The 14,858-nt window shown below is 63.8% G+C and carries 13 protein-coding genes; 10 read left to right on the top strand and 3 right to left on the bottom strand.

The features are described from left to right. Nucleotides 1-237: 237 nt before the first annotated feature. The 3 genes from purD to upp form a co-directional block, all read right to left on the bottom strand. Nucleotides 238-1,536 carry a phosphoribosylamine--glycine ligase gene (purD, locus tag PQR67_RS29510; protein ID WP_408466360.1) on the bottom strand — a complete coding sequence of 433 codons (1,299 nt, stop codon included), beginning with the start codon at nucleotides 1,534-1,536 and terminating at the stop codon, nucleotides 238-240. Nucleotides 1,537-1,808: 272 nt separating this feature from the next. Next, on the bottom strand, nucleotides 1,809-2,537 hold the full coding sequence (locus tag PQR67_RS29505) for a YebC/PmpR family DNA-binding transcriptional regulator (RefSeq protein ID WP_408466359.1): 729 nt from the start codon (nucleotides 2,535-2,537) through the stop codon (nucleotides 1,809-1,811). A 486-nt stretch (nucleotides 2,538-3,023) separates the two neighbouring features. After that, nucleotides 3,024-3,674, bottom strand: a complete 651-nt coding sequence (upp, locus tag PQR67_RS29500) for a uracil phosphoribosyltransferase (protein WP_408466358.1) — start codon at nucleotides 3,672-3,674, stop codon at nucleotides 3,024-3,026. A gap of 235 nt (nucleotides 3,675-3,909) precedes the next feature. On the opposite strand from upp, the gene PQR67_RS29495 reads away from it, so the two are divergent. The 10 genes from PQR67_RS29495 to kdpE all read left to right on the top strand — a co-directional run bounded on the left by PQR67_RS29495 (nucleotide 3,910) and on the right by kdpE (nucleotide 14,802). Further along, nucleotides 3,910-4,692: an SDR family oxidoreductase gene (locus PQR67_RS29495; protein WP_408466357.1), complete on the top strand. Its 783-nt coding sequence runs from the start codon at nucleotides 3,910-3,912 to the stop codon at nucleotides 4,690-4,692. 76 nt (nucleotides 4,693-4,768) lie between these two features. Continuing rightward, the gene (locus PQR67_RS29490) at nucleotides 4,769-5,158 is read left to right on the top strand and encodes a methylglyoxal synthase (protein ID WP_408466356.1); all 390 of its coding nucleotides are present in this window, start codon (nucleotides 4,769-4,771) and stop codon (nucleotides 5,156-5,158) included. Between the two features lie 53 nt (nucleotides 5,159-5,211). Then, nucleotides 5,212-6,186, top strand: a complete 975-nt coding sequence (locus tag PQR67_RS29485) for a quinone oxidoreductase family protein (RefSeq protein ID WP_408466383.1) — start codon at nucleotides 5,212-5,214, stop codon at nucleotides 6,184-6,186. A gap of 173 nt (nucleotides 6,187-6,359) precedes the next feature. Continuing rightward, nucleotides 6,360-6,473, top strand: coding sequence for a potassium ABC transporter ATPase (locus PQR67_RS29480; RefSeq protein ID WP_120345708.1), 114 nt, complete (start codon nucleotides 6,360-6,362; stop codon nucleotides 6,471-6,473). Further along, nucleotides 6,470-6,562, top strand: coding sequence for a K(+)-transporting ATPase subunit F (gene kdpF / locus PQR67_RS29475; RefSeq protein WP_007583461.1), 93 nt, complete (start codon nucleotides 6,470-6,472; stop codon nucleotides 6,560-6,562). The genes PQR67_RS29480 and kdpF overlap by 4 nt, the downstream gene beginning before the upstream one ends. Beyond that, nucleotides 6,559-8,364, top strand: a complete 1,806-nt coding sequence (kdpA, locus tag PQR67_RS29470; RefSeq protein WP_408466355.1) for a potassium-transporting ATPase subunit KdpA — start codon at nucleotides 6,559-6,561, stop codon at nucleotides 8,362-8,364. The genes kdpF and kdpA overlap by 4 nt, the downstream gene beginning before the upstream one ends. A gap of 68 nt (nucleotides 8,365-8,432) precedes the next feature. Beyond that, on the top strand, nucleotides 8,433-10,517 hold the full coding sequence (gene kdpB / locus PQR67_RS29465; protein ID WP_408466354.1) for a potassium-transporting ATPase subunit KdpB: 2,085 nt from the start codon (nucleotides 8,433-8,435) through the stop codon (nucleotides 10,515-10,517). A gap of 30 nt (nucleotides 10,518-10,547) precedes the next feature. Further along, nucleotides 10,548-11,126 carry a potassium-transporting ATPase subunit KdpC gene (kdpC, locus tag PQR67_RS29460; RefSeq protein WP_408466353.1) on the top strand — a complete coding sequence of 193 codons (579 nt, stop codon included), beginning with the start codon at nucleotides 10,548-10,550 and terminating at the stop codon, nucleotides 11,124-11,126. Nucleotides 11,127-11,276: 150 nt separating this feature from the next. Beyond that, nucleotides 11,277-14,111 (top strand): DUF4118 domain-containing protein, encoded by a 2,835-nt coding sequence (locus tag PQR67_RS29455; RefSeq protein ID WP_408466352.1) that lies wholly within the window; start codon nucleotides 11,277-11,279, stop codon nucleotides 14,109-14,111. Beyond that, entirely contained in the window at nucleotides 14,104-14,802 is a 699-nt protein-coding gene (kdpE, locus tag PQR67_RS29450) for a two-component system response regulator KdpE (RefSeq protein ID WP_408466351.1), read from the top strand. Before PQR67_RS29455 ends, kdpE begins: the two co-directional genes overlap by 8 nt. The last annotated feature ends 56 nt before the right edge of the window (nucleotides 14,803-14,858 follow it).

Below are 14,858 nucleotides of genomic sequence, written 5' to 3'. Positions count from 1 at the left end.
ATGCAGGTGCTGAGGGCGGCACGCTTGTTGCGCCGCGGGTTCTTCGTGAAGGGCGAGGGCCGGGCCTGGGTCAGGACATTCCTGCGAAGGCGCGGCGCTATGGTCATTCTGGTCGTGCGTGCCGGCTGAAATGCCGGTCAACCGACGCGCGCCCACGTGGTGCGGTGGGCGCTGCAACGGCCGCGAAAACCCGCAGTGTAGCGCCGTTGGCGCCGCACGCGGGCGAGTGGGGCGGGCTTAGTGCTTGCCGTCAGTCTTGACGTCGTGCTTGCGGTTCAATGCGCGGTAGCCAATGTCGCGGCGATACTGGATGCCGTCGAACGAGATCTGGTTGATTGTCTCGTACGCGACCGATTGTGCGCTGCGCACCGAATCCGCCAGACCGACCACGCACAGCACACGGCCGCCCGAGGTGGTCAGCTTGCCGTTAGCCAGCGTGGTGCCGGCGTGGAACGTGACTGAATCATCGGTTTCGGCCGGGATATCGCTGATCCGGTCGCCTTTGCGCGGCGCGTCCGGATAGTTGTGCGCGGCGAGCACCACACCCAGCGCGGTACGGCGGTCCCATTCGAGTTCAATCGTATCGAGCGTGCCGGCGATGGCCTGTTCGACCACCTTCGAAAAATCGCCTTTCAGGCGCGCCATGATCGGCTGCGTTTCCGGGTCGCCCATCCGGCAGTTGAATTCGAGTGTCTTCGGATTGCCTTGCGCGTCGATCATCAGGCCGGCGTACAGAAAGCCGGTGAAACGGATGCCTTCTTTCTCCATGCCACGCACGGTCGGCTGGATGATTTCGCGCATCACGCGGGCATGCAGTTGCGGCGTGACGATCGGCGCGGGCGAATAAGCGCCCATGCCGCCGGTGTTCGGACCCTGATCGGCGTCGAGCAGACGCTTGTGGTCCTGGCTCGAGGCAAGCGCAAGCACATGCTTGCCGTCCACCATCACAATGAAGCTGGCTTCCTCGCCAGCGAGGAATTCCTCGATCACGACACGTGCGCCGGCATCGCCCAGCTTGTTGTCCGACAGCATCATGTCGACCGCGGCGTGCGCTTCTTCCAGCGTTTGTGCAACCACGACGCCCTTACCGGCGGCGAGGCCGTCGGCCTTGACCACGATCGGCGCGCCCTTGGCGTCCAGATACGCATGCGCGGCGGCGGCGTCGGCGAAAGTTTCGTATTCGGCGGTCGGGATCGCGTGGCGCTTCATGAACGCCTTGGCAAAATCTTTCGAGCTTTCGAGCTGCGCGGCTTCCTTGCTCGGTCCGAAAATTTTCAGACCGCGCGAGCGGAACAGATTGACGATACCCGCGGCGAGCGGCCCTTCGGGTCCGACCAGCGTGAAGGCGATCTGTTCTTTCTCGACGAAATCGGCGAGTTCGGCCGGATCGGTGATGTCGATGTTGCGCAGACGCTCGTCCTGGGCGGTGCCGCCATTGCCAGGGGCAACGTAGACGAGCTGGACCCGTGGCGATTGCGCGAGCTTCCATGCGAGCGCATGTTCGCGACCGCCGGAACCGACGACGAGTAACTTCATGTGAATCCCCGAGACTTAAAAACCATAAACGGCTAAAGCATGCTCAGCCGTGAAATAACAGCAAGGTTTGCAATGGGCCCGCAGCCGGACAGGGGCGCAGGGCACATGGCGAACCTGGGCAGAGGCGGTGCGCAATGGCCAAACGATGCCAAAGCAACGCCAAAACGACGCCCGACCAACGCGCGTTCAGCAGCAACGCGAGGGCCAACGGGCGGCGCGGGCGTGTGGTTCGATGCCAATCGATCCACGCGCCAGACGCCGCCGGGGCACGCTCACTCGTCGGCGATCGCGGCGTTTGTATAGACTTCCTGCACGTCGTCCAGATTTTCCAGCGCGTCGAGCAGCTTCTGCATTTTCAAGGCATCCTCGCCCGTGAATTCGACTTCCGTCTGAGGTTTCATCGTTACCTCGGCCACTTCGGCCTTGAAGCCCGCAGCTTCAAGCGCGGTCTTCACCTTCGGGAAGTCGTTCGGCGGGCACAGCACCTCGATACTGCCGTCTTCGTTCGTGACGACGTCGTCGGCGCCGGCTTCGAGCGCGGCTTCCATCAGCTTGTCTTCAGCCGTGCCGGGCGCGAACAGGAACTGGCCGACGTGATCGAACATGAACGACACCGAGCCGTCCGTGCCCATGTTGCCGCCGTTCTTCGAGAACGCGTGACGCACATCCGCCACCGTGCGGGTGCGGTTGTCGGTCATGGTGTCCACGATCACCGCCGCGCCACCGACGCCGTAGCCTTCGTAACGGATTTCTTCGTAGTTTGCGCCGTCGACACCGCCCACACCGCGCTGGATCGCACGGTTGACGTTATCTTTCGGCATGTTGGCGTCGTAGGCCTTTTCGACGGCGAGCCGCAGGCGCGGGTTCGAGTCGATGTCGCCGCCGCCCATGCGGGCCGCCACCTGAATTTCCTTGATGAGCCGCGTCCAGACCTTGCCGCGCTTGGCGTCGGCCGCTGCTTTCTTATGCTTGATGTTGGCCCATTTCGAATGACCCGCCATACCTTTCTCCGTCGCGCGCGCCAGTGGGGCGCACGCATAGTGCAATTGTCGTTGCGATGTCGGGCGCGCGACGCTGCTGATTGCGACCTTGCGCCTCGATGCCAAACCGCTCGGCGCCAGACCGCCCGGTATCAGGCCTGCATCAGCTTGATCGCGCCCCGTGAGGCCAGGCTAGCGGAGCCGGAAGCCGGCAACGCGGATGGAGACGGGGTAGTGCGGTCAGCGGGGGCTCAGCGGCGCCTTATTGGCGCCGCATTGGCACCACATTTGGTAACCCAGGCGCGCCGGTTCCGGCAGATCCCGCGTAAAGGCGCGATGCACCGGGTGGCAGTGCAAGTCGAGCCGCTCTTTGAGCGGATTCGAATTTTATCACGCCGTGAGGGCGCGGCAGAGGGGGACGTAGCTGGAAACCATGCGAAAACAGCGCGGAAATCGAACGGCGGCCGCGTTTTTGCGCGCGCCGCCGCCGGTTTTCTGCGCCCGCTGTCAGTTTTTCGTGCCGAACAGGCGATCGCCGGCGTCGCCGAGACCCGGCACGATGTACGCATGCTCGTTCAGGTGCGAATCGAGCGACGCAACGTACAGCTTGACGTCCGGATGCGCGTCCTGGAACACCTGCACGCCTTCCGGGGCCGCCACCAGCGCGAGGAACATGATGTTCTCGCCGCTCACGTTGCGGCGCTTGAGCACGTCCACTGCATGGACGGCGGAATAACCGGTCGCGACCATCGGATCGCACAGAATGAACACGCGGTCTTCCAGATCCGGCAGGCGCACCAGGTATTCGACCGGGCGATGGTCCTCGGCGCGATACACGCCGATGTGGCCCACGCGCGCCGACGGCACCAGCTCCAGCAGGCCGTCCGACATGCCGATGCCGGCGCGCAGCACCGGCACGATCGCCAGCTTCTTGCCGGCGATCACGGGCGCGTCGATGTCGACCAGCGGCGTGGTGATGCGGCGCGTGGTCATCGGCAGGTTACGGGTGATTTCGTAGCCCATCAGCAGCGTGATCTCGCGCAGCAGTTCGCGGAATGTGCGGGTGGAGGTGTCCCGGTCGCGCATATGCGACAGCTTGTGCTGGATCAGCGGGTGATCGAGGATGAAAAGATTGGGAAAACGGCTGTCCTGAGTCATGGCGGGGGCGCAAGCGGCGGCTAGAGGGATCGGTTCGGCGCGCCGCCCGGTCTGAAATCGGCCGGCGGACGCGCCACGGCGCAAGTTTACCGAAAGAGTGGCGCCGGAAGATACCGGAGATTGCATGGGCCCGGCACAGTCCGGCACCGATTCTTCTAGAATCGGGGGAAACTTTGCAACGATTGGGCAACCGCGGGGCTCTCCCGCGCCACGATTACGCCACGAGGATACGCACATGGACATGGGAATCGCAGGACGCACCGCGCTGGTTTGCGCGGCTAGCAAGGGACTGGGGCGCGGCTGCGCAGAAGCGTTGGCAGCCGAAGGCGTCAACCTGACGATCGTCGCCCGCACGCAGGAGACGCTGGAGGCAACCGCCGCCGAGATTCGCAAGCAGAGCGGGGTGGACGTGAAGACTGTCGCGTGCGACATCACCACGCCCGAAGGACGCGCCGCGGCGCTTGCCGTCTGTCCACAGCCGGACATTCTGGTCAACAACGCCGGCGGCCCGCCGCCGGGCGATTTTCGCAATTTCACGCACGAAGACTGGATTCGCGCGCTGGAGAGCAACATGCTCACGCCGATCGAGCTGATCCGCGCGACCATCGACGGGATGAGCGAGCGTGGCTATGGGCGCATCGTCAACATCACGAGTTCGGCGGTCAAGGCGCCGATCGACGTGCTCGGCCTGTCCAACGGCGCGCGCTCGGGGCTGACCGGTTTCGTGGCGGGACTTGCGCGCAGCAAGGTGGCCGGTGCGGGCGTAACGATCAACAACCTGCTGCCGGGGCTGTTCGACACGGACCGCATCGCCACCACCGTCGCCGCGCAAGCCAAGGCGCAAAACATTTCCGTCGACGATGCGCGCCAGCAGCGCATGAAGTCGATCCCCGCCGGCCGCTTCGGCAATCGCGACGAATTCGGCCGCGCCTGTGCGTTCCTATGCAGCGTGCATGCCGGCTACATCACCGGCCAGAACTGGCTGATCGACGGCGGCGCTTACCCCGGTACGTTCTGAACGGGCACGTTTTGAAGCACCGGCATCGCCAACACTACAACAACGACAATCACAACGGTTTCAGGAGTCTTACGTCATGACCACCCGCATTGCATTGATCGCGCACGATCACAAGAAGGACGACATCGTCAAACTGGCCGGCGAATACGTCGATACGCTCAGGCGTTGCGAGATCGTTGCAACCGGCACCACCGGCACGCGCATTGGTGACGCGCATGGCCTCACGGTCGAGCGCATGCTGTCCGGCCCGCATGGCGGTGATCTGCAGATCGGCGCGCAACTCGCGGAAGGGCGGGTGGACATGGTGATTTTCCTGCGCGACCCGATGACGCCGCAGCCGCACGAACCGGATATCAATGCGCTGGTGCGTGCCTGCGACGTTCACAACATTCCGTGCGCCACCAATATTTCGACCGCGCGCATGATTCTCGACGTGCTGACTTTGCGCTTCACACAGCAGGTCTAGATCCACGCGGTAGTGCTTCACGATCGAACGTAACCACAAACCAGGGAGACATGATGGTCAAAGCAATCCGATTCGATAAAACCGGCGGCCCGGAGGTGATGAAATGGGTCGACGTCGAAGTGGGCGAGCCGGGCGCGGGCGAGATTCGCATCCGGCAGACCGCGGTGGGCCTGAACTATATCGACGTGTATTTCCGCACGGGCCTGTATCCGTTGCCGTTGCCGGGTGGTCTCGGGATGGAAGCAGCGGGCGAAGTCACCGCACTCGGCGCAGGCGTGAGCGGTCTCAAGGTGGGGGACCGCGTGGCCTACGTGGCGCGTCCTCCAGGCGCATACACCCAGGAGCGTGTGCTGCCGGCGGCGCAGGTCGTCAAAGTGCCGGACGCGGTGAGCGACGAGCAGGCGGCCTCCGTCATGCTGCAAGGCTTGACCGCGCAATATCTGCTGCGCCGTACCTATCCGGTGAAGGCCGGCGACACGATTTTGATCCAGGCCGCGGCAGGCGGCGTCGGCCTGCTGGCTTGCCAATGGGCGAAAGCGTTGGGCGCGACGGTGATCGGCACGGTCGGCTCCGATGAGAAAGCCGAAATCGCCAAGGCGCACGGCTGCGATCACGCCATCGTCTACACGCGCGAAAACTTTACGAAGCGCGTGCGCGAGATCACCAATGGCGCGGGTGTGCCGGTGGTGTACGACTCGATCGGTAAAGACACGTTTACGGGTTCGCTCGACTGCCTCGCGCCGCTCGGCATGTTCGTGAGCTTCGGCAATGCATCGGGCCCGTTGCCGCCGATCGATTCGTCGGAATTCGCCGGACGCGGTTCGCTGTTCTTTACGCGCCCCACGCTTTTTACCTATATCGCCAAACGCAGCGACTACGAAGCGATGTCCGCCGAATTGTTCGACGTGCTGGTATCGGGCAAGGTGAAGGCGAGCATCAATCAGCGCTACGCGCTGGCGGACGTGGGCAAGGCACACGCCGATCTCGAAGGGCGCCGTACCACGGGCTCGACGATTCTGCTGCCGTAAGTGCAGGCATAGCGCAAACCCGCACCCCATCGGCACAAGGCCGCTCCATCTCACGATGGAGCGGCCTTTTCCGTTTACGCGATTTTTACGCCCTGTCTCAGATCTTTGACCAGCCCTTTACGCGCTTCGGCATAACGTTCCACCTATCCAAAGTCCGTGTATGGAGAACAAAAATGGATGTGCTGTATGTCGGGGGGCTGGTGCTGTTTTCCGCGCTGACCTTTGCATTGATTGCCGGCTGCGAGAAGTTGATGCAGTTCCGGCGCGGCCAGGGAGCCCGCTCATGAACTGGATTCTCTGGTTGTCGGGCGCGGCTACCGCGCTGCTGTTTGCGTACCTGGTCTATGCGCTGTTGCGCGCGGAGGACATTGAATGAACTCGAACAATGTCCTGCAAGCGGGCCTTTTCATCGTCGTGCTGCTGGCAGCCGCGGTGCCGATGTCCCGCTATCTGAGCAACGTGATGGACGGCAGCTCGCGCGTGGTCCGCCTTGGCGGCCCGCTCGAACGTTTGCTGTACCGTATCGCGGGCGTCGATCCGTCGGCGGAAATGAGCTGGAAGCACTACGCGATCGCCACGATCGCGTTCAACGTGCTCGGCGTGCTGTTCCTTTACGTGCTGCTGCGCGTGCAAGGCTGGCTGCCGGGCAATCCGCAGCAGTTCGGCCCGATGACGGTGGACGGCGCCTTCAACACGGCGGTCAGCTTCGTGTCGAACACGAACTGGCAAGACTACACGCCTGAGCAAACCGTCAGCTATCTGACGCAGATGCTCGGCCTGACCGTGCAGAACTTCCTGTCGGCGGCGACCGGCATCGTGGTGGTGATCGCGCTGATTCGCGGCTTCGCGCGTCATACGACACAAACCATCGGCAACTTCTGGGTCGACATCACGCGCGTCACGCTCTACGTATTGCTGCCGATGGCGGCAATCGTCGCGGCGCTTCTGATGAGCCAGGGCGTGGTGCAGAACTTCAAGGCCTATCAGGACGTGCCGACGCTGCAAACCACCACGTACGCCGCGCCGAAGCTCGATGCGCAAGGCAATCCGGTGAAGGACGCGAAGGGCAACCCGGTTACGGTCGACACGCCGGTGAAGACGCAAACCATCGCGATGGGTCCGGTCGCTTCGCAAGAGTCGATCAAGATGCTCGGCACCAACGGTGGCGGCTTCTTTAACGGCAACTCGGCGCATCCGTATGAAAACCCGACGCCGTTCTCGAACTTCCTGCAGATCTTCTCGATCCTGATCATTCCGGCGGCATTGGCGCTGGTGTTCGGACGCATGATCGCGGACCGCAAGCAGGGTATCGCCGTGCTCGCCGCGATGACGATTGCATTTGCTGCATGCGTGGTCGGCGAAATCAGCGCGGAGCAAGGCGGCAATCCGGCCTTCGCTGCGTTGAATGTCGATCAGTCGGCCAATGCGTTGCAGTCGGGCGGTAATGCGGAAGGCAAGGAAACGCGCTTCGGTATCGCCCAGTCGGGCATCTTCACGGTAGCGACCACGGCGGCTTCCTGCGGCGCGGTAGCGAATACGCACGACTCGCTGACGCCGATCGGCGGCCTCTATCCGATGCTGCTGATGCAACTCGGCGAAGTGATCTTCGGCGGCGTGGGTTCCGGTATGTACGGCATGCTCGTGTTCGCCCTGCTGGCCGTGTTCGTGGCGGGCCTGATGATCGGCCGCACGCCTGAGTACGTCGGCAAGAAGATCGAAGCGTACGAGATGAAGATGGTGTCGATCGTGGTGCTGCTCACGCCGCTGCTGGTGCTGGTGGGCACGTCGATCGCGGTGCTGACCGACGCGGGCAAGGCGGGTATCGCCAACCCCGGCGCGCACGGCTTCTCCGAAATCCTCTACGCGTTCAGCTCGGCCGCCAACAACAACGGCAGCGCCTTTGCCGGCCTGACAGTGAGCACGCCGTTCTACAACTGGCTCACGGCTATCGCGATGTGGTTCGGCCGCTTCGGCACGATCATCCCGGTGCTGGCGATCGCGGGTTCGCTCGCCGCCAAGAAGCGCATCGGTGTGACCGGCGGCACGCTGCCGACTCATGGCCCGCTGTTCGTCGTGCTGCTGCTCGGCACGGTGTTGCTGGTCGGCGCGCTGACTTATGTGCCCGCGCTTGCACTCGGACCTGGTGTCGAACATCTGATGATGATGGGCGCCCACTGAGGCGACTCATTGGGATGACACAGGCGACCAACGAGTGAACACGCGCAAACGGGAAATTCGAGGATTCAATGACTGAACATAATGCAACCAGGTCCATGTTCGACCCGGCGCTGGTGCGCCCGGCGATCGTGGACTCCTTCAAGAAGCTCACGCCGCGCACGCAGTTCCGCAATCCGGTGATGTTCTGCGTGTACGTCGGCAGTATTCTCACGACCATTCTGTGGATCGCCGCGCTCGGCGGCCAGGCCGAGGCGCCCGCGGGCTTCATTCTCGCGGTCACCTTGTGGCTGTGGTTCACGGTGTTGTTCGCGAACTTCGCGGAAGCGCTCGCCGAAGGCCGTTCCAAGGCCCAGGCCGCGTCGCTGCGCAGCGCGAAGAAAGACGTGATGGCCAAGAAGTTGAACGAGCCGCATCCGAAGTCGCCGATCCGTATTCTGACGGCGTCCGATCTGCGTAAAGGCGACGTCGTGCTGGTCGAAACCGGCGACGTGATTCCGGCCGACGGTGAAGTGATCGACGGTGTTGCGTCGGTTGACGAATCGGCGATCACGGGCGAATCCGCGCCGGTGATCCGCGAGTCGGGCGGCGACTTTTCGTCGGTGACGGGTGGCACGCGCGTGCTGTCGGACTGGATTGTCGTGCGTGTCACGGCCAATCCGGGGGAAGCCTTCCTCGACCGCATGATCGCGATGGTCGAAGGCGCGAAGCGTCAAAAGACGCCGAACGAAATCGCGCTGACGATTCTGCTGGTCGCGCTGACGATCGTGATGTTGCTGGCGACCGCCACGCTGCTGCCGTTCTCGATGTTCTCGGTCGAAGCCGCAAAGGCCGGGCACGTGGTCACGATCACGGCGCTGGTCGCGCTGCTGGTGTGTCTGATTCCGACCACCATCGGCGGGCTGTTGTCGGCGATCGGTGTGGCCGGTATGAGCCGCATGATGCAGGCGAACGTGATCGCCACCTCGGGCCGTGCTGTTGAAGCGGCCGGTGACGTCGACGTGTTGCTGCTCGACAAGACCGGCACGATCACGCTCGGTAACCGTCAGGCATCGCAATTCGTGCCGGCGCCGGGCCTGACCGAAGAAGCGCTGGCCGACGCCGCGCAGCTTTCGTCGCTCGCCGACGAAACGCCGGAAGGCCGCAGCATCGTTGTGCTGGCCAAGCAGCGCTTCAATATCCGTCAACGCGATATGGCCACGCTGCATGCCGAATTCCTGGCGTTCACGGCGCAAACGCGGATGAGCGGTGTCGATCTGCCAGGCCGTGAAATCCGTAAGGGCGCGGCCGACGCGGTGAAGAACTACGTCGAAGCGAATGGCGGCCGTTTCCCGAACGAAGTCAGCACGGCAGTAGCAGAAGTGGCACGTCGCGGCAGCACGCCGCTGGTGGTCGCCGAGAAAGGCGAGCAGGGCGCACGCGTGCTCGGCGTGATCGAACTGAAGGACGTGGTGAAGGGCGGCATCAAGGAGCGTTTCGCCGAACTGCGCAAGATGGGGATCAAGACCATCATGGTGACGGGCGACAACCGCCTGACGGCCGCGGCGATTGCAGCCGAAGCCGGGGTCGACGATTTCCTCGCCGAAGCCACGCCGGAAGCTAAGCTCGCCACCATCCGCTCACATCAGGCCGAAGGCCGCCTTGTGGCGATGACCGGCGACGGCACCAACGACGCTCCGGCGCTCGCCCAGGCCGACGTCGCGGTGGCGATGAACACCGGCACGCAGGCGGCGAAAGAAGCCGGCAACATGGTCGATCTCGATTCGAATCCGACCAAGCTGATCGAGATCGTCGAGATCGGCAAGCAGATGCTGATGACGCGCGGTTCGCTCACCACGTTCTCGATCGCCAACGACGTCGCCAAGTACTTCGCGATCATTCCGGCTGCGTTCGCGACCACTTACCCGGCACTGAACTCACTCAACGTGATGCATCTGGCCACACCGGCCTCGGCAATCATGTCGGCGGTGATTTTCAACGCGCTGATCATCGTGCTGCTGATTCCGCTGGCGCTCAAGGGCGTGAAGTACCGGGCGCTGGGTGCCGCGATTCTGCTGCGCCGCAATCTGCTGGTCTACGGTCTGGGCGGGATCATCGTGCCGTTCATCGGCATCAAGCTGATCGATATGGTGCTGGCCGCGTTCGGCTGGGTTTGAGAAGCGGCAGCTTAAAAGGAGTTACCTGTCATGAAAAATCTGTTTCGTCCGCTGATCGTGATCTTCGCGGTACTGACCGCCGTTACCGGACTCGCTTATCCCGCCGTGATGACCGCGGTCGGTCAGGCGGCCTTCAACAACCAGGCCAACGGCAGCATGCTCGAGCAGAACGGCAAGGTGGTCGGCTCGAAGCTGATCGGCCAGCAGTTCGACGCGCCGCAGTACTTCTGGGGCCGTCTGTCGGCCACCAGCCCGATGCCGTATAACGCGACCAACTCGGGCGGTTCGAACCTCGGCCCGACCAACCCGGCGCTGACCGACGAAATCAAAGGCCGTATCGACGCATTGAAGGCGGCCGGCACGGATATGTCGAAGCCGGTGCCGGTCGATCTGGTGACGTCCTCGGGCAGCGGTCTCGATCCCGAGATCAGCCCGGCGGCCGCCGCGTATCAGATCGAACGTGTCGCCAAAGCGCGCAAGCTCGCCAGCAACGATGTGCAAGCGCTGGTCGACCGTTATACGACCGGGCGTCAGTTCGGCATTCTCGGTGAACCGCGCGTGAATGTGCTGCAACTGAATCTGGCGCTGGACGAGATGAAACACAGTTGAGCGCCGATTAGCGTCGTTGATGGCTGTGGTTCGAGGAGGCGGCGACCATGCGGTGCCGCCTTCGCCATTTGCGATTGCCGTTTGCGGTGCGGCCGCTGCCGTGCCACCATGCATGCACTATCGCTCGCATTATCATGAAAACCATTGAGCATGAACCGCCCCGATCCTGATGAGCTGCTCGACAAGCTGCAACGCGACGAAGAAAAGCGTCAACGGGGCAGGTTGAAGATTTTCTTCGGCGCCTCGGCGGGCGTCGGCAAGACCTATGCGATGTTGCAGGCCGCGCGCCGCCGTGCCGATGAAGGCACGGACGTGGTGATCGGCATCGCCGAAACGCATGGCCGCAGCGAAACCGCCGCGCTGCTCGAAGGCCTCGATGTGCTGCCGCTCGCGGTGATCGAATACCGCGGCCGCAAGCTCGGCGAGTTCGATCTCGACGCCGCCCTTGCCCGCAAGCCGCAACTGATTCTCGTCGACGAGCTCGCGCATTCGAACGTGCAGGGCGCACGGCATCTGAAGCGCTGGCAGGACGTCTACGAACTGCTCGACGCGGGCATCGACGTCTACACCACGGTCAATGTCCAGCACCTCGAAAGCCTGAACGACGTGGTCGGCCAGATCACCGGGATTCGTGTCTGGGAGACGGTGCCCGACCGTGTGTTCGATCGCGCCGACGAAGTCACGCTGGTCGACCTGCCCGCCGAGGAGCTGCTCGACCGGATGCGCGACGGCAAGGTGTATTTGCCGCAGCAGGCCGAGCGCGCGGTGCGCAACTTCTTTCGCAAGGGCAATCTGATCGCGCTGCGCGAGCTGGCGTTGCGCCGCACCGCGGACCGTGTCGATGCGCAGATGCGGGAGTATCGCGCCGACCGTTCGATCGAGCGAATCTGGCAGGCGCGCGAGCGTTTGCTGGTGTGCGTCGGTCCGGGTCCGGAAGCGCCGATGCTGGTGCGCGCGGCGGCACGCCTCGCCGCCAGCCTGAAGGCCGACTGGATCGCCGTGTATGTGGAAACGCCCGCACTGCAGCGCTTGCCCGACGCGCGCCGCGAACGCACGCTGAACGCCTTGAAGCTCGCCGCCGAACTCGGCGCCGAAACCGCGACGTTGGCGGGAACCGATGCGGTCGCCGCGCTGATCGGCTACGCGCAGGCCCGCAACGTCTCCAAGCTGGTGGCCGGCGCGTCGGCGCGCACAGGTTTCAGGCGGTGGGTACGCCGGCCCCTCGGCGAGCGCATCGCCGAACGCGCGGGCGACCTCGATCTCACGCTGATCCGCGCGTCGTCGGAACGCGACGGCGGTGAGCAGCGCCGCTTGCTCAATACCACGGCGAATGCGTGGCGCGAGGCGCTGAGCACGGCGCGCGAACGCCGATCGCCGCCGCGCGCCTACGGCTTCGCGTTGGCGATTTGCGCGGCTATTACGTTGTTGTCGAGCCAGTTGATCGACCATATCGATCTGACCAACCTTGTCATGCTGTACCTGCTCGGCGTGATCTTCACGGCGGTGAAACTGGGGCGCGGGCCGGGCGTCGTACTGTCGTTCATGAGCGTGGCCGCGTTCGATTTCTTCTTCGTGCCGCCGCGCATGTCGCTGTCGGTGTCCGATACGCAATACCTGCTGACCTTCATCGGCATGCTGTTGACCTCGCTCGTCATCAGCCATCTCACGTCGAGTCTGCGCCGCGAGGCGAGTGTCGCGCGGCGTCGCGAGCAACGCACCGGCGCAATGTATGCGATGGCGCGTGAGCTGGCGGCGGCGCTGACCACTGAGCAGATTGTCGGCATCGGCAGCCGGCATGTCAGCGAAGTGTTCGGTGCGCGCGTCGCGATCCTGTTGCCGGACAGCGTCGATCAGGTGAAGCAGAAGATCGAAGATCCCGACGCGACGATCACGCTCGAAGGCGAGATGCTCGATATCGACGTCGGTCAATGGGTCTACGATCAGCAGAAGCCGGCCGGGCACGGTACCGATACGCTGCCGGCAGCCGCCGCGCTGTATTTGCCGTTGAAGGCGCCGATGCGCACACGCGGCGTGCTCGCGGTCGTGATGCGCGACGAGCGCGAGCTGGACGTGCCGGAGCAGCAACGCATGCTCGACGCATTCGCCGCGCAGATCGCGCTGGCGCTGGAGCGGGTGCATTACGTCGACATCGCGCGCGACGCGCTCGTCAATATGGAATCGGAGCGCTTGCGTAATTCGCTGTTGTCGGCGATCTCGCACGACCTGCGTACGCCGTTGACCACGATCGTCGGCTTCTCGTCGATGCTGGCGCAATCGCGCGAGGCGCATCCCGGTGCACAACCCGGCGACGATCTCGTCGATGCGATTCATGAAGAGGCGCTGCGCATGACCGGCATCGTCACCAATCTGCTCGACATGGCGCGCTTGCAGGCAGGCAGCCTGCAACTGAATCAACAGTGGACGCTTCTCGAGGAAACGGTGGGCGCCGCGCTGCGCGCCTGCAAACGCGTGCTGGCGAATCATCCGGTGCAAGTAAAGCTGCCCGCGGATTTACCGCTGCTGCATCTCGATGCCGTGCTGATGGAGCGGCTCTTCTCGAACCTGTTCGAGAACGCGGCCAAATACACCCCGCCGGATACGCCGTTGACGATTGGCGCGCAGCGTCTCGACGCCGACGGCAAATCGTTCGTTCGTGTCGCGGTCGACGATAACGGGCCGGGTCTGCCGGCCGGCATGGAAGCGCGGGTGTTCGAGAAATTCACGCGCGGCGAGAAGGAATCGGCCAAGCCGGGCATCGGCCTTGGCCTCGCGATCTGCCGCGCGATCGTGGAAGCGCACGGCGGTACAATCGGCGCGCTCAATCGTCTGTCACCGGACGGCCGCGTCGAAGGCGCGCGCTTCTGGTTCACGCTGCCGGTGGAAACGCCGCCCGAAGCACCCGATGCGCTGGAAGACGAAGGCGCCGACGCTTTGCCCGACCGCGATTCAACTCCTAACCTGCTGTCCAGACCTAGCCATGAGTGACCCGAGCATCACCGTCGTCCTGATTGAAGACGAAAAGCAGATTCGCCGCTTTGTGCGAACCGCATTGGAAGGCGAGGGCATCGTCGTGCACGACGCCGAGACCGGCAAACAAGGTCTCGTCGAAGCGGCGACGCGCAAACCCGATCTCGTCATCGTCGATCTCGGCTTGCCGGATACCGACGGTCTCGATGTGATTCGCGAGCTGCGCGGCTGGAGTGAGTTGCCGGTCATCGTGCTCTCGGCGCGTACCCAGGAAACCGAGAAAGTCGCCGCGCTCGACGCCGGCGCGGACGATTACCTCACCAAGCCATTTGGCGTTTCCGAACTGCTGGCGCGAATCCGCGCGCATATGCGGCGTCGCAATCAGGGCGGCGCGAATGAATCGCCGCTGGTGCGCTTCGGCGCGGTCACGGTCGATCTGGCCTTGCGTCAGGTGACCCGCGACAGCGTCGCCGTCCATCTCACACCGATCGAATATCGCCTGCTCGCGACGCTGGTGCGCCATGCGGGCCGTGTGCTGACGCACCGGCAATTGCTGCGCGACGTGTGGGGGCCCTCCCATGTGGAGAGCCATCACTATCTGCGTATCTACATGGCGCATCTGCGCGGGAAACTGGAACGCGACCCGGCGCAACCGGAGCATATTGTCACTGAGACGGGTGTGGGCTATCGGCTGGTCGGCGCGGTTTGACGTGATTTTGGTATAATTACAGTTCGTAAGGACGACCTTGCGCTTCTGCTTCAAAC

Origin of the sequence: Paraburkholderia fungorum, assembly GCF_046026025.1 — a bacterium.
Classification (GTDB): domain Bacteria; phylum Pseudomonadota; class Gammaproteobacteria; order Burkholderiales; family Burkholderiaceae; genus Paraburkholderia; species Paraburkholderia fungorum_E.
This window is presented reverse-complemented; position numbering and strand designations above follow the sequence as displayed.

Coding starts and splice junctions, on each gene's coding strand:
- purD (WP_408466360.1), bottom strand. CDS start 1,536: ATGAAGTTACTCGTCGTCGGTTCCGGCGGTCGCGAACATGCGCTCGCA.
- PQR67_RS29505 (WP_408466359.1), bottom strand. CDS start 2,537: ATGGCGGGTCATTCGAAATGGGCCAACATCAAGCATAAGAAAGCAGCG.
- upp (WP_408466358.1), bottom strand. CDS start 3,674: ATGACTCAGGACAGCCGTTTTCCCAATCTTTTCATCCTCGATCACCCG.
- PQR67_RS29495 (WP_408466357.1), top strand. CDS start 3,910: ATGGACATGGGAATCGCAGGACGCACCGCGCTGGTTTGCGCGGCTAGC.
- PQR67_RS29490 (WP_408466356.1), top strand. CDS start 4,769: ATGACCACCCGCATTGCATTGATCGCGCACGATCACAAGAAGGACGAC.
- PQR67_RS29485 (WP_408466383.1), top strand. CDS start 5,212: ATGGTCAAAGCAATCCGATTCGATAAAACCGGCGGCCCGGAGGTGATG.
- PQR67_RS29480 (WP_120345708.1), top strand. CDS start 6,360: ATGGATGTGCTGTATGTCGGGGGGCTGGTGCTGTTTTCCGCGCTGACC.
- kdpF (WP_007583461.1), top strand. CDS start 6,470: ATGAACTGGATTCTCTGGTTGTCGGGCGCGGCTACCGCGCTGCTGTTT.
- kdpA (WP_408466355.1), top strand. CDS start 6,559: ATGAACTCGAACAATGTCCTGCAAGCGGGCCTTTTCATCGTCGTGCTG.
- kdpB (WP_408466354.1), top strand. CDS start 8,433: ATGACTGAACATAATGCAACCAGGTCCATGTTCGACCCGGCGCTGGTG.
- kdpC (WP_408466353.1), top strand. CDS start 10,548: ATGAAAAATCTGTTTCGTCCGCTGATCGTGATCTTCGCGGTACTGACC.
- PQR67_RS29455 (WP_408466352.1), top strand. CDS start 11,277: ATGAACCGCCCCGATCCTGATGAGCTGCTCGACAAGCTGCAACGCGAC.
- kdpE (WP_408466351.1), top strand. CDS start 14,104: ATGAGTGACCCGAGCATCACCGTCGTCCTGATTGAAGACGAAAAGCAG.